This is a genomic window from Paenibacillus sp. EB106-04-04-XG159 (assembly GCF_058791835.1).
This window is the reverse complement of record NZ_JBYTDY010000010.1, coordinates 166284-190024: the sequence shown is the minus strand read 5'-3', so window position 1 is coordinate 190024 and position 23741 is coordinate 166284. Positions and strand designations below refer to the sequence as shown.

Annotated in this window: 22 protein-coding genes and 1 other RNA gene; 16 read left to right on the top strand and 7 right to left on the bottom strand. The window is 44.8% G+C overall.

Translation table 11 applies throughout. The features are described from left to right. Positions 1 to 75 precede the first annotated feature (75 nt). Positions 76 to 492 carry a zinc ribbon domain-containing protein gene (locus tag AC3WTP_RS14185; RefSeq protein WP_492395272.1) on the bottom strand — a complete coding sequence of 139 codons (417 nt, stop codon included), beginning with the start codon at positions 490 to 492 and terminating at the stop codon, positions 76 to 78. A gap of 327 nt (positions 493 to 819) precedes the next feature. Here AC3WTP_RS14185 and AC3WTP_RS14180 point away from each other — a divergent pair, with 327 nt between their 5' ends. The 7 genes from AC3WTP_RS14180 (at position 820) to AC3WTP_RS14150 (ending at position 5524) form a co-directional block, all read left to right on the top strand. Beyond that, positions 820 to 1377: a bifunctional transcriptional activator/DNA repair enzyme AdaA gene (locus AC3WTP_RS14180; RefSeq protein WP_492395271.1), complete on the top strand. Its 558-nt coding sequence runs from the start codon at positions 820 to 822 to the stop codon at positions 1375 to 1377. Positions 1378 to 1380: 3 nt separating this feature from the next. Beyond that, complete coding sequence (locus AC3WTP_RS14175) at positions 1381 to 1845, top strand: methylated-DNA--[protein]-cysteine S-methyltransferase (RefSeq protein ID WP_492395270.1); 465 nt, start codon at positions 1381 to 1383, stop codon at positions 1843 to 1845. Beyond that, on the top strand, positions 1845 to 2441 hold the full coding sequence (locus AC3WTP_RS14170) for a DNA-3-methyladenine glycosylase family protein (RefSeq protein ID WP_492395269.1): 597 nt from the start codon (positions 1845 to 1847) through the stop codon (positions 2439 to 2441). The genes AC3WTP_RS14175 and AC3WTP_RS14170 overlap by 1 nt, the downstream gene beginning before the upstream one ends. Before the next feature lie 312 nt (positions 2442 to 2753). Continuing rightward, positions 2754 to 3118: a transfer-messenger RNA gene (gene ssrA, locus AC3WTP_RS14165) on the top strand. Between the two features lie 330 nt (positions 3119 to 3448). Beyond that, positions 3449 to 3649 (top strand): cold-shock protein, encoded by a 201-nt coding sequence (locus AC3WTP_RS14160; RefSeq protein ID WP_492395268.1) that lies wholly within the window; start codon positions 3449 to 3451, stop codon positions 3647 to 3649. A 550-nt stretch (positions 3650 to 4199) separates the two neighbouring features. Next, the gene (locus tag AC3WTP_RS14155) at positions 4200 to 4781 is read left to right on the top strand and encodes a TetR/AcrR family transcriptional regulator (protein ID WP_492395267.1); all 582 of its coding nucleotides are present in this window, start codon (positions 4200 to 4202) and stop codon (positions 4779 to 4781) included. A 2-nt stretch (positions 4782 to 4783) separates the two neighbouring features. Next, positions 4784 to 5524: a CPBP family intramembrane glutamic endopeptidase gene (locus AC3WTP_RS14150; protein ID WP_492395266.1), complete on the top strand. Its 741-nt coding sequence runs from the start codon at positions 4784 to 4786 to the stop codon at positions 5522 to 5524. Between the two features lie 221 nt (positions 5525 to 5745). Here the strand turns inward: AC3WTP_RS14150 and AC3WTP_RS14145 are convergent, their stop codons facing one another. Beyond that, positions 5746 to 6114 carry a collagen-like protein gene (locus AC3WTP_RS14145; protein WP_492395265.1) on the bottom strand — a complete coding sequence of 123 codons (369 nt, stop codon included), beginning with the start codon at positions 6112 to 6114 and terminating at the stop codon, positions 5746 to 5748. 228 nt (positions 6115 to 6342) lie between these two features. Here AC3WTP_RS14145 and AC3WTP_RS14140 point away from each other — a divergent pair, with 228 nt between their 5' ends. Next, complete coding sequence (locus AC3WTP_RS14140; protein WP_492395264.1) at positions 6343 to 7263, top strand: VOC family protein; 921 nt, start codon at positions 6343 to 6345, stop codon at positions 7261 to 7263. A 193-nt stretch (positions 7264 to 7456) separates the two neighbouring features. On the opposite strand, the gene AC3WTP_RS14135 is transcribed toward AC3WTP_RS14140, so the two are convergent. Next, entirely contained in the window at positions 7457 to 7852 is a 396-nt protein-coding gene (locus AC3WTP_RS14135; protein ID WP_492395263.1) for a VOC family protein, read from the bottom strand. A gap of 140 nt (positions 7853 to 7992) precedes the next feature. Next, positions 7993 to 9333 (bottom strand): aminotransferase-like domain-containing protein, encoded by a 1341-nt coding sequence (locus AC3WTP_RS14130; RefSeq protein WP_492395262.1) that lies wholly within the window; start codon positions 9331 to 9333, stop codon positions 7993 to 7995. A gap of 118 nt (positions 9334 to 9451) precedes the next feature. Here AC3WTP_RS14130 and AC3WTP_RS14125 point away from each other — a divergent pair, with 118 nt between their 5' ends. Both AC3WTP_RS14125 and AC3WTP_RS14120 read left to right on the top strand, forming a co-directional pair. Further along, entirely contained in the window at positions 9452 to 10372 is a 921-nt protein-coding gene (locus tag AC3WTP_RS14125; RefSeq protein WP_492395261.1) for a DMT family transporter, read from the top strand. Positions 10373 to 10471: 99 nt separating this feature from the next. Further along, a complete protein-coding gene (locus tag AC3WTP_RS14120; RefSeq protein WP_492395260.1) occupies positions 10472 to 11077 on the top strand; it encodes a TetR/AcrR family transcriptional regulator in 606 nt (201 codons plus the stop codon). A 57-nt stretch (positions 11078 to 11134) separates the two neighbouring features. Here the strand turns inward: AC3WTP_RS14120 and AC3WTP_RS14115 are convergent, their stop codons facing one another. After that, positions 11135 to 12742 carry a DUF5597 domain-containing protein gene (locus tag AC3WTP_RS14115; protein ID WP_492395259.1) on the bottom strand — a complete coding sequence of 536 codons (1608 nt, stop codon included), beginning with the start codon at positions 12740 to 12742 and terminating at the stop codon, positions 11135 to 11137. A 23-nt stretch (positions 12743 to 12765) separates the two neighbouring features. Beyond that, positions 12766 to 14157, bottom strand: coding sequence for an MFS transporter (locus AC3WTP_RS14110; protein ID WP_492395258.1), 1392 nt, complete (start codon positions 14155 to 14157; stop codon positions 12766 to 12768). A gap of 810 nt (positions 14158 to 14967) precedes the next feature. Here AC3WTP_RS14110 and AC3WTP_RS14105 point away from each other — a divergent pair. After that, complete coding sequence (locus AC3WTP_RS14105) at positions 14968 to 16662, top strand: methyl-accepting chemotaxis protein (protein ID WP_492395257.1); 1695 nt, start codon at positions 14968 to 14970, stop codon at positions 16660 to 16662. Positions 16663 to 16955: 293 nt separating this feature from the next. Next, positions 16956 to 17609, top strand: a complete 654-nt coding sequence (locus AC3WTP_RS14100; RefSeq protein ID WP_492395256.1) for a FusB/FusC family EF-G-binding protein — start codon at positions 16956 to 16958, stop codon at positions 17607 to 17609. 84 nt (positions 17610 to 17693) lie between these two features. Here the strand turns inward: AC3WTP_RS14100 and AC3WTP_RS14095 are convergent, their stop codons facing one another. Next, positions 17694 to 18215, bottom strand: a complete 522-nt coding sequence (locus AC3WTP_RS14095; RefSeq protein ID WP_492395317.1) for a GNAT family N-acetyltransferase — start codon at positions 18213 to 18215, stop codon at positions 17694 to 17696. Between the two features lie 245 nt (positions 18216 to 18460). Here AC3WTP_RS14095 and AC3WTP_RS14090 point away from each other — a divergent pair, with 245 nt between their 5' ends. The 4 genes from AC3WTP_RS14090 (at position 18461) to AC3WTP_RS14075 (ending at position 23651) form a co-directional block, all read left to right on the top strand. Beyond that, positions 18461 to 19171 (top strand): LytR/AlgR family response regulator transcription factor, encoded by a 711-nt coding sequence (locus tag AC3WTP_RS14090; RefSeq protein WP_492395255.1) that lies wholly within the window; start codon positions 18461 to 18463, stop codon positions 19169 to 19171. A 2-nt stretch (positions 19172 to 19173) separates the two neighbouring features. Next, complete coding sequence (locus tag AC3WTP_RS14085; protein ID WP_492395254.1) at positions 19174 to 19848, top strand: sensor histidine kinase; 675 nt, start codon at positions 19174 to 19176, stop codon at positions 19846 to 19848. An 87-nt stretch (positions 19849 to 19935) separates the two neighbouring features. Further along, complete coding sequence (locus AC3WTP_RS14080) at positions 19936 to 21750, top strand: ABC transporter ATP-binding protein (RefSeq protein WP_492395253.1); 1815 nt, start codon at positions 19936 to 19938, stop codon at positions 21748 to 21750. Next, a complete protein-coding gene (locus tag AC3WTP_RS14075; RefSeq protein WP_492395252.1) occupies positions 21747 to 23651 on the top strand; it encodes an ABC transporter ATP-binding protein in 1905 nt (634 codons plus the stop codon). Before AC3WTP_RS14080 ends, AC3WTP_RS14075 begins: the two co-directional genes overlap by 4 nt. Positions 23652 to 23741 lie beyond the last annotated feature (90 nt).

The following is a 23741-nucleotide window of genomic DNA, read 5'->3' as shown; positions in this document are numbered from 1 at the left end:
CAATTCCTTAAGAACATTTGAAAATTGCTGCATACGCTGCATCGCTCCTCGGATATGATGATGTACTTATCAAGTCTACTGGTTGTCTTGCGGATCTGCTTCTTCTCCATCTAATGGAAGAGATACGTTGGAGGCTGCTTCGAACGTGTTGCCGCAGTCCGGACAGAACTTGGCATCAAGTGCGACGGTCTTACCGCATGCTTTGCATGGCTTCTCATCCGATAATGTAGCGATCTGTTCCAGATTGGCTTCAATCTCGGACTGAAGCTGTGCAATTCGATCCATATGAGGCTGAAGAACGTCAGTCGATAAGTTAGGCCATTCATGATCCAGTTTGGATTCATACACGTACTTGCCTATCTGCTGGTACTGTTCATCGATTTCACTTTTCTTATTGTTGTTTTGCATCTTTAAGCGGTTAATCTCAACGACTAACTTTGCTTTATTTCCGGCTTCTGTTACACCGGACTTGAGTTTATTTATAAAGCTCAATTGATTCTCTCCTTCCAAATACTACCCGTTTTCACTATAGTTCGATATGAAATGCTAATTTCCTCCTACTTAAGACATAATAATTAGTTATTCTGACTTATATATCTCAGGTGATGCTATCAGGTTCTCTTCAATAGACCTGGTTGGCTGGAACTAACATCTACACCTTATCCATTCGTGCTATCGAGGTGAAGTATTACAGGAAATGTTTCATCTCGCTACTGAGTGAAGGCATAAGAATTACTTCGTAAGATTAAGGAAGATTGTTGGAGGAATCGGGGTTACAATAGATGAAACAGTCCTATTCAAGCGAAGGGAGGGAGTTCGGTGACATTTCTATCGGTAGATGAAAAATGGAACGCCGTGGTGACATGCGATAAAGCGTATGATGGAGCATTTTATTATGCGGTGAGGACAACGGGGATCTACTGCAAGCCTTCCTGCGGCGCCAAGACACCGCTGCGAGAAAACGTGCAGTTCTTCAATCATCGAGAGGAGGCGGTTGTCGCAAGCTTTCGTCCCTGTAAGAAATGCAGACCCGATCTGCTGGTCTATGAGCCGGAGCGCGAACTTGTTGAACGTGCTAAACAGTTAATGGCATCAAATGTCGGCACCCTGCTAACGATCCGAGATATGATGAAGGAGCTGGGAATTAGCCAGAGCAGCTTCAATAGCCTATTTCAAAGATATGTTCATGCTTCCCCCAAACAGTATTGGATGAGACTGAGAATTGAGCAATCAGCCAGATTGCTGACCGAGACGGAGACGAGCATCGTGCAAGCGGCATTGTCCTGCGGTTTTATGAGCTTATCCAGCTACTACAAATGCTTCAAAGAACAGATGGGCACAACTCCGTTGGAGTATCGAAAGCGAGGAAGGTGTTAGCGCATGCCGATGTATTATTACGAGACAAGCATAGGGAAGATTGGGATATCGGAGCAAGACGGTTGTATTAAAAATGTATATTTTGAAACAGATACTGTACCGGAAAATGTGGAGGTTGCGGAGACGGAGGCACTTCGAGAAGCCGCTAAGCAATTACAACTGTATCTTGTGGGTGAGTTGAATGAGTTTACGCTGCAGTTGGCGCCAGAGGGGACGGCATTTATGCAGAAGGTGTGGGAATGTCTGTGCGAGATTCCTTATGGGAAGACTGCGAGCTATGGGGAGATCGCGGCTCATGCGGGCAACTCTAAGGCTTCGCGGGCTGTCGGCCTCGCGAATAATCGCAACCCGATTCCGATCTTTATTCCATGCCACCGAGTAGTCGGGGCTAACGGGAGCATGACAGGCTATCGCGGCGGTATTCCGATGAAGGAGAAGCTAATTGCGCTTGAGAAGGGGAAGGTTTAATGGAGGTATTTCGATACGGTCAGGTTGAAATGGATTATCTGCGACAACAGGATGAAGTGCTGGGCGCCGCCATTGATCGATTGGGTATGCTGGAGCGTAAGGTGACACCGGAACCATTTTCGACACTTGTGAATAGTGTGGTCAGCCAGCAGATATCGACGAAAGCTGCCTTGACGGTGTGGAAGCGACTTTGTGATACGCTTGGTGAAGTGACGCCGGAACGCATTGTCAGTACAGATCTTGAGGCTATTCAAGCCTGTGGTATGTCTGTTCGTAAAGCTGGCTACATTAAAGGTATCGGGGAAGCGGCGGTCAACGGAGTGATTGACTTCGACGGATTCGACTCCATGTCCGATGCGGAGGTCATCAAGCAATTGTCCTCTCTGAATGGGATCGGCGTGTGGACGGCGGAAATGCTGCTGATCTTCTCGCTAGGCAGACCAAATGTGGTGAGCTGGGGCGACCTCGCGATTCGGCGCGGCATGATGAATCTGTATGGGCTCACAGAGTTGAAGAAGAGTGAATTCGAGAAATACCGGGAACGATATTCGCCGTACGGTTCGGTGGCTTCCTTGTATCTGTGGGCGCTGTCTTGATGAGATGTTCGGACGGATAGTGCTTTACTTTAGAGGCAGACCTCTTTATAATTGCAATATATGAGCCGAGCGAGCTTGTGGCTTGTATCCATCTAATTCCGCACTTAGCAGAAGTCACATAAGGCATATTGGATGGGAGATATGTTATACTAAGTACATCAGAGCGAGGCGGGCGTTGAAGAATGGCCTTGATCGCTGCTGACCTTGACAATAGAATAAGGTATGAAGATATGGTATATAGTCTACCGATGCTTCAACTTCCTTAATCTAAAGACTGCTGCCCTGTACGGGTAAGCTTGTCGCTTACACTATGGGGGCGTTTTTGGATTCGACGGGGATAGTTCGGGCTCGGGTAGCGGGTAGTGGGGCTGCGTCCACTTCAACAACGCGAAAGCCTATTTAAACGGCAAACAACAAAACAACTTCGCATTAGCAGCTTAATAAACTGTTAGCGAGCTTCTACTCTGCATCGCCCATGTGCCGAGCTAGGGGCCCAACTTTAGTGGGATACGCTGTCACATCTCCGCCTGGGGTGTGCTGAAGAAGACAATCAGGCTGACCCAAAGTAGAGCCGGTTACGGGGCGCTACTCGGGTGACATCAAAACTGTGACTACACCCGTAGAAACCTGTGTTGCGTTATCTTCGGACAGGGGTTCGACTCCCCTCGCCTCCACCATCATTAAGCCGACCGCATGAGGTCGGCTTTTTGCTATGTTTTGTTTCGCATCTCTTAACATTTCCATGATGGGATATTGCGGGGCGGGATGAGTTGGTGTTGCCAATTTATTCACATGTAGATAATTAAGTATCTTAATGAACTTACATGTGCTATAATCAATTTATCGAAAGAAAGAGTTACCTAACGAATTCGCATAGCGTAGAGGGTTATTCTTGAGACAACAATAACCTTGTACCATATGTGAATTTTTATTTTTTAAGGGATTTTGCAAGAGATTTTTTTGGGATAAGATTGACATGTAAATTTAAATTAGGTGGTAATTGTATTATGGAAACAGGAACAGTAAAATGGTTTAACGCAGAAAAAGGATTTGGCTTTATCGAGACCGAGGGCGGCAACGATGTATTCGTACACTTCAGTGCAATCGTTGGAGATGGCTATAAGTCCTTGGATGAAGGCGAACGCGTTGAATTTGAAATCGTACAAGGCAATCGCGGCCCACAAGCCGAGAATGTTGTAAAACTCTAATCTTAGAGCCTGATGCCCCAAACATTATGTTTGGGGCATTTTTTATGATCTAATGTATTAATGGCATAAAGAGAGATACAGATGTACTATTTATCTCGCAGAGGTACTCAATATAATCCCTAATCAAATTAATAGATGGTTGTGTTGAAATCTACTCGGGTGACATCAAAACTGTGACTACACCCGTAGAAGCCTGTGTTGCGTTATCTTCGGACAGGGGTTCGATTCCCCTCGCCTCCATTGTTGTACAAAAAAAGCCATCAACCAAGTAATCCGGTTGGTGGCTTTTCGCTGTGTGTGAGAAAGGAGGGGGATGTGGATGTTTGCGGATAATGGCTAGAAGTGTGACTTCGGAAAGGCGACGACGGGGGCGCCGCACCGTGGAAACTGGATAAGCCGATTCGCCAGGTCATTTTCTCATTTACAAGCCGACTTTGGTTTTCCCAAGCCACATCCTGTAGCCCGTAAAAAAAGATATTAATAAAAAAAGACATAAAATATAACATATGTAATATAACTATTGTTATCTTATTGTTGAGGAGGAAATCTTATGCCCCCGAAGCCGAAAGTGACGCGCGACATCGTTCTGAAAGCGGCACTCGGGCTGGTACGCGAAGAGGGATTAGATACTGTCAACGCGCGCAACGTTGCAAAAAGGCTCGGCACCTCCACCCAGCCTATCTTCAGTCATTTTGCTTCAATGGAGGAACTGAGGGAAGCGATCCACGCTTATGCCGAACATCTGTACAACGCGGCGATGCTGACGGCGATGCAGAGCGGCGGTAACGGATTTCTGGCGATGGGCCTCGCTTACATCCGGTTTGCACGAACGGAACAGAAGCTGTTCCAGCTTCTGTTTATGTCTGGTCGGCTTCAGCAGGAGAAGGTGGCGGATATCGCCGGAACAACCGAGGGCGACGACCAGGTTATTGCGATGATCGGAAGCATGACCGGCCTTTCGGTCGACCAAGCGCGCAAGTTGTATGTCGGCATCTGGTTTACGACGCACGGCATCGCCTCACTGGTCGCAACAAACAGCAGCACGATGGATGACGAGGAGGCGCAGGCCGTATTGAGCAACGTGTTTAAAGGTTTGTTGGTTACACTCAAAAAAGAAGGCGAGGAGCTTTAGCCATGTCCGTGACTTTCATCCGCAACCATCCTTACATCGCCGCCGTCATCGCGGCGCTGATCTGCACCTTTCTTACCGCTGCCGGTTCCGCGACTGCCCAAATTGCCGAATTGGCGGAAGTCCCCGCTTATCTCGTCATGGCAACTTCCGTGGTATTGTCCATTTTGGCGGGCCTATTTTTGCTGCGCCGCTCTGGCCTTTCGGCTAGCGAGGCCGGTTTCCGCCGGCCGGCCTCCGGCAGCATGCGCTCCGTCTGGCTTTGTGTGCCAATGCTGCTGATGGAGGTGATTCCGCTTGCCGTTTACGGCCCAGCGTTTACCCGTCCGGGAGCCGAATATGCGGCACTGGTTCTGTTCACCGTCGTTGTTGGCTTTAACGAGGAGCTTTATTTTCGCGGCCTGGCCTTCTCCTTCCTGTTGGGAAAAAGCCGAAAGCAGGCCGTTATCGGCTCGTCCCTAATCTTTGGCGTGCTGCATGCCGCCAACGCCCTGAGCGGGACACAGCCGGTCGAAGTGCTGCTGCAGATTGCCTTTGCTTTTCTCTTCGGCCTTGCGTTTGCACTCATCGTCAGCATTACCCGCAGCCTTTGGATCGGCATTGTGTGGCATGTTGTCCATAATTTCATCTCCTTCAGTACGGAGCTTGCCTTCGACTGGACGGCGCTGGCCGTGGTTTCGGCTCAGGTGTTGATTTTGTTGGTCTACACTGTCGGTTTGTGGAAACGCGGCACGGCAGAGCTTTGAACGTTGCCGGCGAAACCCCTGAGGTATCCGCCGCATGCCTTCTGCGAATTGAATTGGCAATTTTCTGAACAAGATCAAGTAGCTTCGCTACGATTTTTGGCCCAGGCTTCTTTGTTGCTGAATTGACTACTGATTCACTGTCGGTTCACTGAATTTCATTGAAGTTTTATGACGCGAAAAAGCTCCATTCCTAGTGGAACGGAGCTTTTTCGCGTGTTCATTTAGAAACATGTAAAGGATTGGATGGACCGCAAGCTCAATCCGGTATACAACCAAAACCTTCCGTTCCACCGAAATCCCGAAACAGAGGTGCGACCTACGAAAACTGGGAAAAACCAGAATTGATCTCTATTCACGAGCCAAACATAAGTCATCCGAAACAAACAACCAGCAATCGCTCCCGGGTCGACAGCAAAGGGCGAAACCGCAGGTTGTTGAGGGGTGAATCCTGGGGGAGGTGAGCTGGGTCCCATAAGTCCCGGTTGTCCTGGTGGTCCCGGCTGCCCTGGGAATCCAGGCTGTCCAGGCTGCCCTGGAAATCCCGGGAACCCTGGGAATCCTGGGGGACTTGGAGGTGGGGTAAATGACATGATCTTGTCACTCCTTAATTGATGGGCTAAAACATTGTATGTAGGTGCGGAGATAAGTGAATGGGCGCATCCGATATTTTCCTAATGCGTTTCGCGGAGGATGAAATGTTTTCTGGATTATGCAAGAAGGATGTAATCTATTTATTTGCAAACAGTGTTTGAACAGCTCAATAATGGTATATAACATATAGGGGTGTCAAAATTTCTCCATAAAGGGGCTGTTGAATCATGTCAATCAGTTTAACAGATCAAAAAATCGTTCCGCATTTATGGTACGACAAAGAGGCAAAAGAAGCAGCCGAGTTTTACGCTTCCTTGTTCCCGGACTCAAAAATTACGAATGTAACCACATTACATAACACACCATCAGGCGATAGCGATCTAGTTTCTTTTGAAATATGGGGTCAAAAGTTCATGGCGATTAGCGCAGGACCCTATTTTAAAATCAATCCGTCTGTGTCTTTCATGGTTAATTTTGATCCATCTCGAGACAAAGATGCGAGAGGGAGAATTGATGAGGTTTGGAACAAACTATCTGATGGCGGCACAGCGCTAATGCCGCTGGATAAGTATCCGTTCAGTGAGAGATATGGCTGGATTCAGGACAAGTATGGTTTGACGTGGCAGTTAATTCTTACTAACCCAGAAGGCGAAGTACGCCCTACGATAATTCCGTCGATATTGTTTGTTGGTGATATATGCGGTAAAACGGAAGAGGCGATTCATTTTTACTTATCCGTATTTAAGAACTCAAAGCAAGGTATTACTGCTCGCTACCCCAAAGGCATGGAACCTGATAAGGAAGGGACGATCATGTTCGCTGATTTCATGCTTGAAAATCAGTGGTTTGCCGCAATGGACAGCGCGCACGAGCATAGATTTGGTTTCAACGAGGCAATTTCATTCATGGTGTATTGCGACACACAAGATGAGATTGACTACTACTGGGAAAGGCTCTCTGCGGTTCCTGAAGCCGAGCAGTGCGGCTGGCTGAAAGATAAGTATGGAGTGTCCTGGCAAATCGTGCCGAGAGAGATGGACGAGATGATGAGCAAGGGTACACCGGAGCAATTAGCTACCATAACAAAAGCATTTCTTAAAATGAAGAAATTTGATATTGCGGAATTACAGAAAGCATACATAAGATAATGTGATCTGAGCCCCCGCATAATCCTACATAGTACAAATCCACAACTGCATGAGGTTGTGGGTTTTATTTTGTCTACAACATAGTTTCGAATAACCCTTTAACCATGGCGTCAAACTCTAATTAAAAAAGGCACTCTTCTTATTAAAGAAAAGTACCTGAATGTGGATGTCTATCAATTTGCAACAAATAGTTCTATTTTGCGTTCTCATCAGGCTGATGAATACCAAAAATATTACCTTCGGTATCCATATAATATCCCTGCCACGCCATTCCAGGGAGTGCATGCTTCGGTAATGCGACCTCGCCTCCCAGATTGAGAATTTTTGCTTCAGTAGAATCGTAATCTGCCACTCCCATTGTACATGCAAAGCCATTCATAGCCTGACCTGGTACTGGGGAAGCACCTTGACGCTGCATCAAAGCCCCGTTAATTCCAAGCTCCTTTGCATCGCCAGTTACAGCTCCGAAATAAGGCATTCCAGCATAGTCGCTCCAATCCTCAAATGTCCATCCAAATACTTCTCCATAAAACTTCTTAGCACGCTCCATGTCATCTACATGAATCTCGAAATGAACTAATCTGCCCATAATTTCCTCCTATGGTTTGACTTCTTTATATCTTTCTTTTATTATGGTTTCTTTTCCTACTTGATATGCAAAAAAATAGAAATTATTTATGGTCTGTGACGACGCTTAGGGATGTTGATGGGCCACTCGCACTTTGGAATTTACAGAAAGTGATTTTCAATGTTATTTATAGCAAGTGCGATTTCTTTAATCCCGATCTCAATCTTATGTGCATCTACATTTGAAACATTTAATTTCAAGATTCTTTCGCGATAAAATCCCTCTAAATAATTTCGATTAATGGTCTCCAATAAAATATGCTTTTGCTTTAAATGCTGAATAAGAGAATTCAAATCGACTTGCTTTGGCAACACGATATGGCTGTGCATGCCTATTTCTGTTGGCGTTTTATACATGGGTAAATGTGTTTTAAGGCAGTGTTGAAGGATATTAGCACGGGCAGTATACGCTTCATTTACTTGTGCTTTATACCGTTTAAACATACCGCTTTTTAAATACAGCTCTAAGGCTGCCTGTGAAATCATAGAGCTATCGATATCCATGGTATTTTTATATTGCTGAAAAACTTGTGTTAATGCTTTTGGCAATATGGCGAGCCCAATACGTAATCCAGGAAACATAATTTTAGAGAAACTTTTCAAGTAAATAACGCGTTCGTGAATATCGTATGCAAATAACGGATCTATCTTCGTATTCTGTTCAAAATCGCCTAAATAATCATCTTCTACGATATAGACATCATATTTTTGGGCTAGGTAGAGAATGGATTCCTTTTCTTTTTTACTATATGAAGTACCTAAAGGGTTATGAAAACGCGGCATCGTATAAAAGAATTTAATATTATTGGAACTGAAAATTTGCTCTAATTCCGCTAGGTCAATTCCCTCTGTCGTTCGTTTGATACCGATCGCTTGCAATCCATGGGTTTTGATCAAATCCATATAGAGGTGATAACTTGGCTGTTCTACTAATATGGTCGTATGTTGATTGGGAAAAGGCATGATGCTAAGCAAAGATAGTGATTGCTGAACACCTGAAGTAATGAAAATATGCTCTTCATCTGTGAATACTTGATACGTTTCTAGCAATTTTCTTGCCTCTGTAATTAATGATGGTAAACCTTTGGGTGTACCGTATCGAAACAAGTCTGTTCGATAGGTATCGATTGCTTTGTTGATGCAATGTTGAAAGTCTTTGTAAGGGAATGCATGACATTCTAGTATTGACGTTGCAAAGTCTATGGATTGCGATACAGATGGTTTCTGTGGCATCATATGATCCACGACATAATAACCGCTTTTAGGAATCGCATAAATGAGGTGCTGGTCTTCAAGTCTTTGCAAAGATGATAGTATGGTACTTTTACTGCAAGAAAATTGGTGTGATAAGTTCCGGATCGAAGGTAGCTTTTCCCCAGAGCGTAGAATACCTGCTTGTATTTGATGACGTAGTTCGGTAACTATAGATTCATACTTTAGCATGTTAAGCCTCCAGGCACATCTGTATCGGTACAGATGTGTTTTTTACTTGTCGTGATACTCTTTATTTTCTATTACGATAGTTTTACTGGCCGGATAGGAAAAAGAAGGAGTAGATCATATGACAGAAAAAAGAAAAGCGTATATTGCTGCAATTGCATATGCGTTCATTATCGGTCTTTCGTTTATGTTCGTTAAAATGACATTAACCATTGCAAGTCCAATGGATACATTAGCACATCGATTTACGGTGGCACTAATTGCAATCCTCATTCTAGTAGGACTTAACAGAGATAAATTTAAAATTAGCTGGAGAGATTTACTGGATATTTTTCCGTTAGCCTTATTATATCCGATTGTTTTCTTCTCTCTTCAAGTATTTGGCTTAGCTCGAATATCCTCTTCGGAAGCTGGGATTATCCAAGCGACAATTCCAATTTTTACGTTGGTGTTTGCGGCTGTGTTATTGAAGGAGAGAGCGACGCGTGGACAGCTTGTTTTTATGAGTTTATCGGTGCTTGGCGTCATATACATGCTCTTTATGAATGGTGTAAGTACAAGTAAGGTGAATCTGATCGGCAGTGGTTTTATATTACTCTCATCTATTGCCGCGGCACTATATAACGTGTTTGCAAGAAAGCTAACACGAAAATATTCGCTAATGAAAATCACCTATGTGATGACGATTTTTGGATTTCTCATGTTTAACCTGCTGGCGATTGGAGATCACGCGATGAAAGGTACCATCAATCAGTTTTTCGAACCTTTTACGCACATCGAATTCGTCATATCTATTCTATATTTAGGTATTTTATCATCACTCGGTACTTCGTATCTTTCGAATTATGCTTTATCCAAAATAGAGGCGACTAAAATGAGTGTTTTCAGCAATTTTGCTACTCTCATTACGATATTGGCAGGCGTGATCTTTTTGCAGGAGGATTTTCAACTATACCATTTGGTTGGAGCCATTATCATTATTATTGGGGTTGTTGGAACCAATTATTTCGGAGAGAGAAACAGACGAATTGAAAAAGTATGATCTTTCCTTGTTGAACAGCTAGATTCATGCAAAGTATGTTAAAATGATGGTTAATATTGGATTGATCTAGGGATTAGACGAGGGGACGAAGGAATAGATATGCAAACGACAAGGGAACGTATCCTGATCGAAGCAGAAAAACAATTTATAGCACTCGGGATCGCAAATGCACAGATGAAAGATATTGCGTCGGCCGTAAACATCAATAGGAGAACACTGTATCGTTATTTCCCCACGAAGGATGAATTAGCTTTCGAAATTGAAATCCTGGTGATGAAACAAATACAGGACTATCTTACACTGGATATCGGGGAAACGACCGGCAAAACGGGTTTTGAAAAAGTAAAAGCGTACTTCTATCGGGTTGATCTGGATAAAGTCAAAGAACAGATTAAATTCACTGCTGAGTTCGACAGGTATTTTCAGGAGAATTATCCGAACCCAGAGCTGGAACAATCGTTTATCGAAGCTTTAAATCCCGATCGGGACCCGCTGTTTCATTATATTCGCGAAGGGGTGGCAGATGGCTCTATTCGTAACGATCTGACGGTCGAAGAGCTGTACCACTTTATTAGCCACAGCTTTATTTCCCTCTTCCAACGTCTAATTCTGAGAGAAAACCACTTGAAGCGTGAATACTGCGATAATATTGATTTTCGCAAATCTTTTCGAAATATTGTGCTCAGCGGAATACAGCGCACATGAGTACCGGAGTTTATCGACTGCGGCTTCATGTGCGCGGCATCGGCTGATATTCGATAGCTAAGGCGTTAGAACGACCCTTACAACACCGCAGTACGGGGTAACCCAGAAACCTCCGAACACGGATTCATCGCCATTTCTGGTGCGCGCGGGTACAAACTCGCCTGTCTCTGTCAGATAGCCTTCCTCCACGGAAAGATAGTCCACGGGGGTGAGTACCATCGGCATTTTCATGGCGTCAAGCCACGCAGGTCCTGACCCGGGAACCATGAAGAGATGAAAGTTCCCAGCGAGGTAGAATTCCCGCGGTCCGGCTTCAATGATAAGCCCGTGTTTAGGTCTTCCTTCAATCAACCGGGGATTACGGGCGTGTCTATGATCCTTATTCTCGCTCGTGCCGCCCAGATTGATAAAAGGTACTGCCCCAATGTATTGTTCGAACTCAAAGCTCTGATTGATCTGGTAATCCTCTTCTACAACGGAATAAACTTTGCCTGTACCGCGATACTTGTGAAGCAAGGGTAACAGACTCATTACGCTGCGGAAGCTTTCGGCGAATAATACGGCATCTTCCAGTAGATTGCCTTCCATATCCAGAATGCTGTCTACGCCAAAACAAAAGTAACCGATCGCGTTGTAGTCAGCCAGAGCCCGGAGCATATTTCTCGCATTAAGCCCGTCTGGACTGGATTCCGGAATAAACAAAGGGTTGTCGGGACGGTGATAGTCTTCGCACACAATCTTGTAGTCGCTAAAATTAACCGAGTAAATATCCGGTGCGATCAGATCGAGATGAGGCGCGGCAAATTTCCAAATATCTAACGTGCTCCTGACAGGCCCGCCTGAAGGATAGAATCCAGGAATCGGCCAACCCGGAAAAGAGAGCCAAGCATTGGTGTACATGGGAAGATCGTATACCGCACGGCCTTCTGCGGCGATATGATCGATATATTTGGCAATAGACCAAGCTGTGCAGAACTCTCCGCCCGCGACGCCAAAAACCTCCTCCCAACTCCCTTGTTCTTTAGAACCGTTCTTCTGCAAGACCTCCCAGACGCTGCCTTCTCCAAGTCCCTTCACATGTTCGAGAAGTGCGGAGGGTACAGCCCCGGATAATGCGGCATTTGCCTCAGGCCCATAATCTCTATCACAGCCAAGAATGCCCGGTTCGTTCTCCACTTGCACCGCAATAACCGTCTCAGTCTCGCTATCCCTTTCTTTCAGATGCCCCATCAAAGCCTGGAACGCTCTTGTATCCGCCTGAAGCGCTTCCTCGCAAAAAGCCGAAAGCACATTCATAGGGACGCCGTCGCTGCGAAGCACCCTGAAAAATCGCTGCTTGTCTGACTTTATCCAACAGGGGCAATAACGCATCTCGCCATTCTTCCAGGTTGCAAACCATAATACGATAAGGTGCAAATCATTCTTCCGGCACTCCTCCAGCAGCATATCTACCGAAGAAAAATCAAATTGCCCCTCTAGCGGCTCCACTTGTTCCCAATAGACTGGAGCTTCCAGCGTATTGCCTCCCAATGCCTTGACACCAGCAATAGCAGATGCCAATTCTTCCGCGGTATAGGCGCTGGAGTTTTTGGACTGGCCCCCCATCGGCATGAATGGTTTTCCCTTTACTTTAAACATACAATCCTCTCCTGTTCTTCTATTCAAATGGGATAAATCCGAATTTCAACTTACGCGTGGTGGGTCGGTTCTTGAGCTTCTATATTCTCGATCGGATAAGTACTGGAGCTGATTTTTTTCTCATCGTATTTCAGAAAAGCGAGTAAGGATAAGAGGGCAACAAAGGCAGCTATGACGACAGATATCCGGATTCCGGAATCATCATTAACCGAATTCCCGATTGCTAGTATAGTGGGCAAGATGATAACGGATAAAGATCCTCCAAATTTTGTTAAAAACGAGCGTACACCAAAGTACAACGCTTCTTTGTTATCGCCGCTTGAACTGGCGTCATATACAGCGCAATCCGCAACGATGGCATTCGGCAATATACCTGATATGGCCGCGGTAACTGCAGAGAGAAGAATGATGGGAATCAACTGTATAAATCCGTCAAACGGAAACATCCCCATAAGCGAGATATAGATGAAAGAAACGATAAGAGAAAAGAATGATATGATCATCAACTTCTTCTTGCCATAACTTTTACTTAATCTATTGACCAATGGATACAGCAGGAACGAGAGTACACCGACGGCAGCCACTATCAGTCCGACGTGGGTTTCCTTCTGCCGTGCGAGCACCGTAATGTAGTAAACAAGGGATGATTGGAAGAAGCTGTTCGTGAACCAATACCCCAGCTCGCTCATTAAGAAGAATCTGAAATCTCTATTTTGAAATATTGTTTTAATGGATGCTTTGATGTCCAAGCTTGTCGCGTTTGTGGAACCATACAGATTCTCATCGATCGTATAGGCCGGAATGAGCATAAGAATCAATGCAATGGCCGCTAGTCCGGTAAAGGTCCACTGAATCGCGGCGGTTTTGGAGATCTCGAAGATCGTCATGACGGTATCCCAAATATTAGGCGCAAACGTTGCGATAATCAGTCCCAGAAACCAAGTAACCGAGATATACGTCGACAGATCTATTCGCTCTTCCGAGCTCCGGCCCAACTCGCTTAGAAGGGCTGTGTAGGGTATCACATAACAAGTAAAAACAAAAAAGTATAGAGGTAGAAGGATAAGAAGCCATAAGGAGTTGATAGTATGAATGCCATCTTGAAAAGGAACGACAAATATGCACACGAGCAAAATGGCACAAGGCAGGGAGCTTCTTCTCAAAAACGGCGTCCGTCTCCCAAGGCGATTCCTGCTTCTATCGCTCATGTTCGCAATCCATAGGTCGGACACTGCATTGATCAACGTAGAGATTCCCATGATGACGCCAATAATCGTAACGCCCATAAACACACTACCTTGCGGGATCACAACTTGGATGCCGGATTCTTCCGGTGGCAAATAAAAATAGATGAGCCATGTTCCCATGATTCCGGCTAGAATCGACCAGCCCAACTGCCCAAGCGAGTAGAACACCCTGATCTTCCTTGGTAATTTTCCCATCCGCCCCCTCCTTTGGAATTAGATTATCACTTATACGCCACACGTGTGACATGTATAAATTATACAATATTGGAAATGGTGTCGTAAAGTCCTTTTCATGCCAAATAGCATTGGCCCGTCCTGCAAGGCTAGCAGTACGGGCCAATGGAGTTGAATTTTCCAAGGTGACCCGCACTTGAACGGACACAGGGGCCGCTATTTCATGATTTCGGGGTATTTTTTGAGGGCTTGCGGACTCAGATGACGCTATTTGCTTCAAAACTAGCACTAAACGGCTTATTCGGGTCAAATAACGGCTCTACGGTCCGCTAGTATGGCGAATTAGTGGTGTTTGCTGCAAATAGCGGCTCGTGTGTCCGCTCCCGCCCCCTGTAGATAGCTATCGATTTTATAGAATAGCTGTAGAACTAGGAATGGACAACCTTGAGTTCGACAACATCGAATAGTCTATCTCAGTTGAGACGTCAGAAACCTGCGTCTTAGTTCCAAAATCAGCTCGCGCGTGGCCTGGGATGCTAAAAATGACATCCCAGGCGCCACAACCGCATTAGTGAGCCGAAAAACAAGGGGCTTTCCCACTTTGAGACAGTCCCTTTTGCTTATCCACCAACTTAAAGAGAGTTGATTTCTTTGATTTAATAATTACCTGAAATTATGACAATATAGATCTAAATCATTTATTTAGAGAAATGTAAATAGGTCCAAACTATTATATTTTGAAAAAGGTATAAAGGTCTATTATTTGTCGAATGAAGTCGACCGATATAATGAAATAAGGGCTTTTTTTACAACAAAGGAGTGGGGCTAATCATGAAGATTTCTACCTGGCTTAAAACGATGAGTGGAATTTTTGTTTTACTGACGGTCCTGAACGGAATTAGTATTTATAACCTTCAAGAGAGCGTAGCGCAGGAACGTGCCGCTGTAAAAAGGCAGGCAGAATTCAAGCAATTAGGTATCGATTTAGCCAACTCCTCGGACTATTTGACTAACGAAGCAAGAGCTTTCGTGCAGTTCGGAGACAAAGACCACTACAACAATTATTGGAAGGAAGTAAACGAGACCAAAACGAGAGATCATGTAGTAGATAGACTAACTGAATTGGGCGCGCCCCAAGAAGAGCTGGATCTTATAACACAGTCAAAACAAAATTCGGATGCTCTTGTCAAAACAGAAGCTGCTGCAATGAAAGCTGCTGAGAGCAAAGATTTTACCAAAGCCCGGGAACTTATGTTTGACAGCAATTACGATGCGATCAAAAAGACCATCATGGAGCCACTGGATCAGTTTCAACTAAAGATGAATACTAGAGCGGAAAATGAGGCTGATGCTGCAAAGCAAAAAGCAAGCTGGGCGCTTACGGTAACTTTGTTTTTGCTAATAACTACATTTGTGGCATTGCTTGCAGTATTTATCATTATTTTTGTTAAGTTGAAACCGCTTAAATTAGTCAATGAAAAAATCTCCGAACTTGCGCAGAGCGGGGGCGACCTTACCGGAAGACTGGATTACTCCGGCAAGGATGAAATCGGAGAAATCTCGAAATCCTTAAATGCTATGCTGGAGACCTTGCAAACCATTATTAAAGATGTCCGTGATACCTCCCATAGTGTATTGAATTCGTCGAGCAAACTAGTTGAAAATACGAAAGAAACCGCAAGTGCGACAGAGGAAATTACGAGACAGTTAGTCAGTATCGAGCAAGGGGCGACAACATCGGTGCAAAGCACACTTGATGCTTCATATGCAATCAATGAAATGTCTACAGGTGTGCAGCGTGTCGCCGTATCCGCGGAGGATCTTGCCGATGCCGCAGCTGAGACGGAGAAAGAGGCAGCAAGCGGTGTGAACTTTATACAGCAAGTTAGCGAACAAATGGCCCAGATTAGCGATTCTGTAAGTTCTACAGTAGAAATCGTATCTAACTTGAAAGAACAAACATCTCATATTGAGCAAATTGTTAGCGCCATTACGGAAATATCGAGTCAAACGAATCTGCTTGCGTTAAATGCTTCAATTGAAGCGGCAAGAGCAGGCGAACATGGAAGAGGATTTTCGGTAGTGGCTAGCGAGATCCGAAAACTGGCGGAGCATTCCTCTACTTCAGCAGCGCAAATATTCGGATTGCTGCAAGATATTGTGAAAGACTCTCAAGAAACGGAATGTGCGATGCAGCAAGTGACGGGAGAAGTATTGACGGGCCAAAGAAAGATAGAAGAAGCAATCGAATCCTTTGAAAACATCTTGAAGTCCACTCAGAAAGTAACTTTGCAAGTTCATGAGGTTTCTGCAATCAGCGAACAGATGGCGGCAGGCTCAGAAGAAATCGCAGCATCTGTTTCCGAAATGGCAACCGCAGCTGAAGAATCACTTACAGGAGTTAAAGTTGTGAACGATATGACTGCAAAGCAAAATTCTTTAGTTCAGGAGGTTGCTTCACTTACTGACTTGCTAAGCAAAGATTCTCGAAGCTTGGAAGCTCTCGTTATGAAGTTTAAAGTGTAAAATGAAGCCGACCGCATAAGGTCGGCTTTTTGCTCCACCCTAATTCCGCTCATCGAATAATGGACTTCGACCAAAGTATTCCTTATAATGCTTTATATAAAGGAGGTCGGTGGGGATGGTAAATCACGTTACCAGAGCTGGCGACGACTCATGCAAAGCCTAGTATAGGGGCGATTCTTTGCGTGGGGCCAGACATTTACTGTTAATATTGTCGCCCGAGAGAGCTTGATTCGTTTCTAATCATGGGCTTTGCACCTTATTTGCAATTCAATATGAATAAGGGGCTGAGAAGCATGAGCGCACCATTTATTAGAAACCATCAATATAACTTAGTTAAGAAGCAGGTCGGTATATTGCAGCATGCCTGCAATACGGTCTCCGATCGGAAAGTCGTGGAATCGGTAAGATTCAGCGCGAGTTCCAAAATTATAGATGAGTTCTCAGATGCAACAGAACTTCAAAGGCAATCGCTGGAACAGATCTCGGCGTTAAAAACGGATGGGGATTTCCGGCAGTATTTGCTTTCGTTGGAGCCTTATTTGGCGGAGTTTGCGCAAGTGACGGATAAGCAGCTGAAGAAGCTGTTTCCAAAGAACAAAAAATTAAAGGTTCCCGATCTAACTGCGATCGATTATCGCTATGTCACGTATCTCGGCTGGACCGACATCGCGACGAATAAATTGTTCATGGTTTATCATCTGAACGGGCAACTTGTCGGCGTAGAAGGAAGATTTACCCCAGTGAACAGAAAAAGCGTCTGCTTTTTGTGTAACCGGCATGAAGAGGTTGCGTTGTTTTCGGCGATTACCAAGTCGAAGCCGGCTAACGCATCACCTGACTACTATAAAGCGATCGGCAACTATATGTGTGTAAACAGTGACGCTTGCAACAAGAATATAACGGATGTAGCTCCACTGGAAAAATTCATTCATGCGGTCGTCGGCTAATCCAATTCGACAGATCGCTGCGGCGTTCCAATTTAACGAAAGCATCGTTCCATTTAGGTGGGACGATGCTTTTTTGAGGGCTTTCTAAAACACCTGATACCAGAATATCGCTTTTTCATTAGCTGTCGGAAAATTGGAATATAACATCGTATCAACTGCACCGATTACAAACTTGTTCTTAGCATAAAATCGGCACGCCGATAGATTAACATCCTGCGTTTCAAGCATAAGACCAATGTGGTGATTCTGCTTTGCCCACTCAGCAGCCTTTTCTAATAGTGACGTTCCCACACCTTTTTGTCTCCACTCTTTGGCAACCGCAATATCCTCTATGAAACCATAGCCGTTCCAATAGGAACGAAGCCTTATCTGTCCGACGCAGTTATCGTCATTGTAATACAAAAACACAGCTCTATCTTTTTCTTCAATATAGCTTATGTCAATGTCGTCATTGTCGTATTGTTTCTCATATGACTCAGAGTAAATCTCCTCGGTATATGTCCAGGTGTCGTTTTCGTATTTTGGTATAATCCTCCCAAAAACAATAAAGCTTTCGTTTGATTGGTTAAAATCCTTCATATTGGCATGTGACATTTTAATGATCATCATCTAATCCCTCACAAAAATAGTCGAGTTAGTTTACTTATTATTACAATATCGAATGTTTCAATCATACCATGAACAGCTGAATACATGTAGATTCTATCAGTAAGCCGACCGCAAGAGGTCGGTTTTTTGCGTTGAGGCGAGGTGAAGGGAGTCTGTTATAATCATACATAAATGCGTGATAAATTATGGTAGGTAGAATACCGATATTCTGAACGTGTGACTTCACCAGCGGAGGACAAGCAATGACTCTTCATATCTCAATATGTGACGACGAGCAAGTTGAAATCAAATATTTAACGATGCTAATAAATAAGTGGGCTGTGGCGAACGAGCATAGAGTGGTCATTGAAACCTTCGAATCTGCGGAGGCGTTTCTATTTCGATATACAGAAGACAAGAATACGGATATACTTCTGCTTGACATCGAGATGGGGAAAATGAACGGCGTGGAGCTTGCGCAGCATATTCGGCGTGACAACGAATCGATGCAAATCGTGTTTATTACAGGATTCCCCGATTTCATGGCGCAGGGCTATGAGGTATCGGCTTTGCATTATCTCATGAAGCCTGTGAATGAAGAAAAACTGTTCTCAGTGCTCGACAAGGCGTGCAGAAGTCTGAACAAAAAAGAACGCGTAATCATGCTGAACATCAACAGCGAGATCGTACGTATTCCCGTTAGTGACATCCTTTACGTCGAGGCGTTTGCTCATGATGTCGCGATTGAGACGATAGACGGTCTATACAATGTGAAGCAATCCATTACCGAAATCGAACATCAGCTTGAGGAAGGCTTCATCCGCTGCCATCGCTCCTATATTGTCGGGCTTAAGCATATAAAACGCATCACCAAAACGGAAGTCATACTTGATACCAACAGGGCATTGCCGCTTTCACGCCGATCGTATGACAAGGTAAATCAGGCTTTTATCCAATTTTTCAAAGGGGGATGAAGATGGGACTAGCCAATTTTCTTTTTGGCCGAATGCTTGATCGCCGTATTTCTGCCTATCAAAATGATCTTATGACCAAGCACTTCGACGAAGTGCAAAATATATACATGCAGATGCGCGGCTGGCGACATGATTACCATAATCATATCCAGACTATGAAGGCGCACCTTGCACTCGATCAAACAACCGAGCTTCAGGAGTATCTAAGCAAGCTCGATTCGGACTTGTCCACTGTCGATACGGTTCTCCAGACAGGCAATGTTTTAATAGATGCGATTCTTAACAGCAAGCTTTCGCTTATTGCCAAGAAAGACATTGCCGTCAACGCAAAGGCAACCGTGCCAGGCAAGCTTCAAATCTCCGAGATCGACCTCTGCGTGATCATCGGAAATTTGCTAGATAATGCGATGGAAGCATGTCTGAAACAACCAGACCCATTCGAACGCTATATCCGTGTATATATCGGAGTATTGAAAGAGCAATTATATATTTCGGTATCGAACTCCGTCAGCGGAGAAGTGATTAAACACGGCAAAACCTTCATCTCGACCAAAAACAGCGCTACCCATGGCTTCGGGCTGCTGCGGATTGATCGGATCGCTGATAAATACAACGGTTATGTCAACCGTCAGCATGAAGAAGGCGTGTTTGCAACAGAGGTTATGCTGCCGCTCTAACCATTCGTGCTCAGGTATGGACCATTCGTGCAATAAACAGTCGTCCTTTTCCATGATATGCTACCCTGATGGCAAGGAGGTATGTCGATGAAGAAAGAGAAAAAAACAAAGCCATTGTATTCTTTGCCGAGCAATGTCCTATTTCTGCTGCGTAAATCGTGGCAGCTGGACAAAGCCCTGTTCTTGGGGATCCTGACGCGTATCCCTATAGTCGTGCTATTGCCGTTGCTCGGTGCCTATTTATCCAAATTTGTAGTGGAGCTTGTGTCGAATGGTTCGTCTGCAGGTACCTTGATTACTTATGTGTTGTATATATCAGCCGCAATATTGTCACTTCACTTGCTGAATAACTTTGTCAGCGTCACAATCGCATGGAGAGCCTTCGGCAATCGCTTCTTATATATTAATATGAGCAGCAATAAAATCATGGATACGGACTATGACAATATCGAAAACCCTGACGGGCAAACCAAAATGCAAAAAGCCTTAAATACGCTTTACAGTGATAATAGCGGAACACAGCAAATTTTCTCTCAATTCGTCAATATTTGTGCCAATACGATCGGTCTTGTCACGTATTCGGCCTTGATTATTGCGCTTAGCCCGTGGCTTGTGCTGCTGCTCTGCGTGATGACGATAGCCAATTATTACGTCAATAAGGCCCACAATTATTGGGTACATCGGAATAAAGATCAATGGGTGCCGATCGATCGGAAACTCGGATACATCAGCAATAAGGCCGGGGATTTCGAGGTTGCAAAGGATATGCGTCTCTACGGTATGTCCAGCTGGTTTAAAGATGTATTCGCTAGGCTGCTTGCAGATCGGATGCATTGGATCAAGAAAACCGAAAAACGCGGCTTTGGCATTGATTGGTTGGCGGCCATGATGACCTTTATCAGAGACGGGGTCGCATACGGGATCTTAATTTACCAAGTCACCCAGAACGAGATTACGGCGGCGGAGTTTGTGCTATACTTTGCGCTGATTTCCCAATATTCCGGCTGGCTGCTCGGATTGGTCGAATCCTACAATGCGATTCAGAAGACAAGTCTCGGCTTTTGCGACGTACGCGAGTTCCTCGATATGCCCGACCGTTTCAATCGCGGAGAAGGCGAGGAATTGCTGTCAAGCTCCCCGGAAATTGAGTTCGATCATGTTTCCTTCATCTATCCGCATAGCGAAAACGTTACCTTGAAGCACTTGAACTTTAAGGTGAAGCAAGGCGAAAAAATTGCGCTGGTCGGGCTCAACGGTGCAGGTAAAACGACACTGGTTAAGCTGCTGTGCGGTCTATATCAACCCACAGAGGGGGCTGTAAAGGTAGGGAATGTGAATATTACCGAGTACAACCGTGATGAATATTATACGTTACTGTCGGTTGTATTCCAGGATATCAGTCTGCTGCCGATTTCGATTGCGAAAAATATCGCCTTGTGCGAGGAAAAGCAAATAGACAGCGAGCGACTTGAACAGGTGTTGAAGCTTTCGGGGCTGTATGAGAAGGTGCAGAGTCTGCCGAAACACGAAAGCACCGTGCTGCTAAAAAGCGTTCACGACCATGCGATTGATTTATCAGGCGGGGAAAAACAAAAGCTTGCGTTGGCAAGAGCTCTGTACAAAGGCGGCAAGATCATCGTTCTGGACGAGCCGACTGCCGCACTTGATCCGATTGCGGAGAACGAAATGTATTTGAAGTACAACGAATTAACATCGGGCACAACTTCGGTATTCATTTCTCACCGCTTATCAAGCACGCGCTTCTGCGAACGAATACTCTTCCTTGAAAATGGTGAAATCGTCGAGGAAGGCTCCCATAGCGAATTGATGAAGCTTGGAGGCAAATACGCCGATCTGTTCAACCTCCAAAGTCACTACTACAAGGAGGTTGTGGAAGCATGAGGCGTTTGATAGATGATATTCTCTACATAGTCAAAGGGCTGCAGGAAATCCGCCGAATCCGTCCGTGGCTGCTTTCTCTGATTGTTATCAGGGCGATTTTTAATGCGGTTTCTCCCTTTGTCAATATTTATATGTCCGCGTTTATTATTGACGGTATCGTTGACGGGAAATCCTTTCAACTTTTAATCGAATACGCTGCTATTACCATTTCATTAAACTTAATAGTTGCTCTGATTATCAGGTTGATGAGCAGACTCATTTCGATCTTAGAGGCGGAGTTTAACCACCGATATGAAATGGTATTGAGCCAAAAAATTATCAACATGGACTACACCAGCGTCGAAAATCCTGAGACACACCGTTTGAGAGTGAAGATTAACGAAATCCGCAATATGAACAGTGGAGGAATTTGGAGGCTGTTTTTTTCATTTCAGGAGATCGTCAAAAGTCTATTTGTCATCGTCTTCTCGGTATCGCTCACTTTCTCGTTGTTTACACTAAACGCCGATCACGAATTAACGGGGATATACGGCTTTGCAGCATCGCCGATCTCTTCAATTGTCTTGGGGGCGTGCATTCTTGCAAACGTCATGATCAGTATGTACGCAAACGCAAACATGACTCAAAAGATGTATCAAATTATGAATGAATTCATCCCATTCAACCGGATATTCAGTTATTATTTTAACAGCTATCTCCCTGCCTATAACGCGGGAAAAGACATTCGGATCTATAACCAGAAGGCATTAATCGAAAGCGAATCTATGGCGTTGTTCGATGATTCTAATGTCGTGATTAACAAGATGGCTAAATATGAAATAAAGTATTCGGGCATTGCTACGATTTCGACAGTTTTGATCACGACCCTAGTCTATCTGTTTGTCGGATTAAAAGCATTGGCAGGATTGTTCGGCGTCGGTTCTATTGTGAAGTATGTAGGCAGCATCAATGAGTTCACCGGCGCTTTTACAAGCTTCATGACGGAGCTCGCTGTACTTCGCGCGAATAACGAATGTATGAGGGTCTATTTCGACTTTCTCGATATCCCCTCGCAAATGTACCAGGGTTCGCTCCCCGTGGAAAAGCGTGCGCTATGCGATGATGGCGATAATGATTACGAGATCGAGTTTCGAAATGTGTCCTTCAAATACCCGTCGTCAGAACAGGAGACGCTGCGTAACGTATCGTTGAAATTTAAAGTCGGAGGGCGACTCGCGGTTGTAGGGATGAACGGAAGCGGTAAGACGACCTTCATCAAGCTGCTTTGCCGTCTATATGACCCGACGGAAGGGGAAATTCTGCTTAATGGCATTAACATTAAGAAGTACAGCCATGAAGAGTATACGTCGATTTTCTCGGTTGTTTTTCAGGACTTCAAGTTGTTTTCGTTCAGTTTAGGTCAGAATGTCGCCGCTAGAGTTGATTACGACAAGACCAAGGTAGAGGCATGCCTTGCGGAGGCCGGCTTCATGAAGCGATATAGCGAAATGCCGAGCGGATCTGAAACCTGTTTATACAAGGATTTTGACGAAAAGGGCGTGGAAATCTCCGGCGGAGAAGCACAAAAAATTGCGCTGGCACGCGCGCTGTACAAGGATGCGCCGATTATCATCCTTGACGAGCCGACTGCCGCACTCGACCCGATAGCCGAGTTTGAGATTTATTCGAAATTTAACGAGATTGTCGGCAATAAAACGGCAATTTACATTTCGCACCGCCTGTCTAGCTGCCGCTTCTGCGACGATATTGCCGTGTTCCACGAGGGAAGGCTGATTCAAAGAGGTAGCCATGACGAGCTCGTTTCCGACAAGAGCGGAAAGTACCATGAGCTCTGGCACGCTCAAGCACAGTATTATGAGGTAAGCAATGACAAAGAAGCCGCTGCTGTAACAACGTTTTAAGTGAGAGGTTAATGAATATAAATGTAGTAAGTCTGAGTAAGCAGAGGATGTTGACTGTGAAGAGATGGCTATTAAATCGAGGATAATTTG

Excerpts from the sequence above, each read along its gene's own strand:
- AC3WTP_RS14175 (WP_492395270.1), top strand. The coding sequence starts at position 1,381 with ATGCCGATGTATTATTACGAGACAAGCATAGGGAAGATTGGGATATCG.
- AC3WTP_RS14170 (WP_492395269.1), top strand. The coding sequence starts at position 1,845 with ATGGAGGTATTTCGATACGGTCAGGTTGAAATGGATTATCTGCGACAA.
- AC3WTP_RS14160 (WP_492395268.1), top strand. The coding sequence starts at position 3,449 with ATGGAAACAGGAACAGTAAAATGGTTTAACGCAGAAAAAGGATTTGGC.
- AC3WTP_RS14155 (WP_492395267.1), top strand. The coding sequence starts at position 4,200 with ATGCCCCCGAAGCCGAAAGTGACGCGCGACATCGTTCTGAAAGCGGCA.
- AC3WTP_RS14150 (WP_492395266.1), top strand. The coding sequence starts at position 4,784 with ATGTCCGTGACTTTCATCCGCAACCATCCTTACATCGCCGCCGTCATC.
- AC3WTP_RS14145 (WP_492395265.1), bottom strand. The coding sequence starts at position 6,114 with ATGTCATTTACCCCACCTCCAAGTCCCCCAGGATTCCCAGGGTTCCCG.
- AC3WTP_RS14140 (WP_492395264.1), top strand. The coding sequence starts at position 6,343 with ATGTCAATCAGTTTAACAGATCAAAAAATCGTTCCGCATTTATGGTAC.
- AC3WTP_RS14135 (WP_492395263.1), bottom strand. The coding sequence starts at position 7,852 with ATGGGCAGATTAGTTCATTTCGAGATTCATGTAGATGACATGGAGCGT.
- AC3WTP_RS14130 (WP_492395262.1), bottom strand. The coding sequence starts at position 9,333 with ATGCTAAAGTATGAATCTATAGTTACCGAACTACGTCATCAAATACAA.
- AC3WTP_RS14125 (WP_492395261.1), top strand. The coding sequence starts at position 9,452 with ATGACAGAAAAAAGAAAAGCGTATATTGCTGCAATTGCATATGCGTTC.
- AC3WTP_RS14120 (WP_492395260.1), top strand. The coding sequence starts at position 10,472 with ATGCAAACGACAAGGGAACGTATCCTGATCGAAGCAGAAAAACAATTT.
- AC3WTP_RS14110 (WP_492395258.1), bottom strand. The coding sequence starts at position 14,157 with ATGGGAAAATTACCAAGGAAGATCAGGGTGTTCTACTCGCTTGGGCAG.
- AC3WTP_RS14105 (WP_492395257.1), top strand. The coding sequence starts at position 14,968 with ATGAAGATTTCTACCTGGCTTAAAACGATGAGTGGAATTTTTGTTTTA.
- AC3WTP_RS14100 (WP_492395256.1), top strand. The coding sequence starts at position 16,956 with ATGAGCGCACCATTTATTAGAAACCATCAATATAACTTAGTTAAGAAG.
- AC3WTP_RS14095 (WP_492395317.1), bottom strand. The coding sequence starts at position 18,215 with ATGATCATTAAAATGTCACATGCCAATATGAAGGATTTTAACCAATCA.
- AC3WTP_RS14090 (WP_492395255.1), top strand. The coding sequence starts at position 18,461 with ATGACTCTTCATATCTCAATATGTGACGACGAGCAAGTTGAAATCAAA.
- AC3WTP_RS14085 (WP_492395254.1), top strand. The coding sequence starts at position 19,174 with ATGGGACTAGCCAATTTTCTTTTTGGCCGAATGCTTGATCGCCGTATT.
- AC3WTP_RS14080 (WP_492395253.1), top strand. The coding sequence starts at position 19,936 with ATGAAGAAAGAGAAAAAAACAAAGCCATTGTATTCTTTGCCGAGCAAT.
- AC3WTP_RS14075 (WP_492395252.1), top strand. The coding sequence starts at position 21,747 with ATGAGGCGTTTGATAGATGATATTCTCTACATAGTCAAAGGGCTGCAG.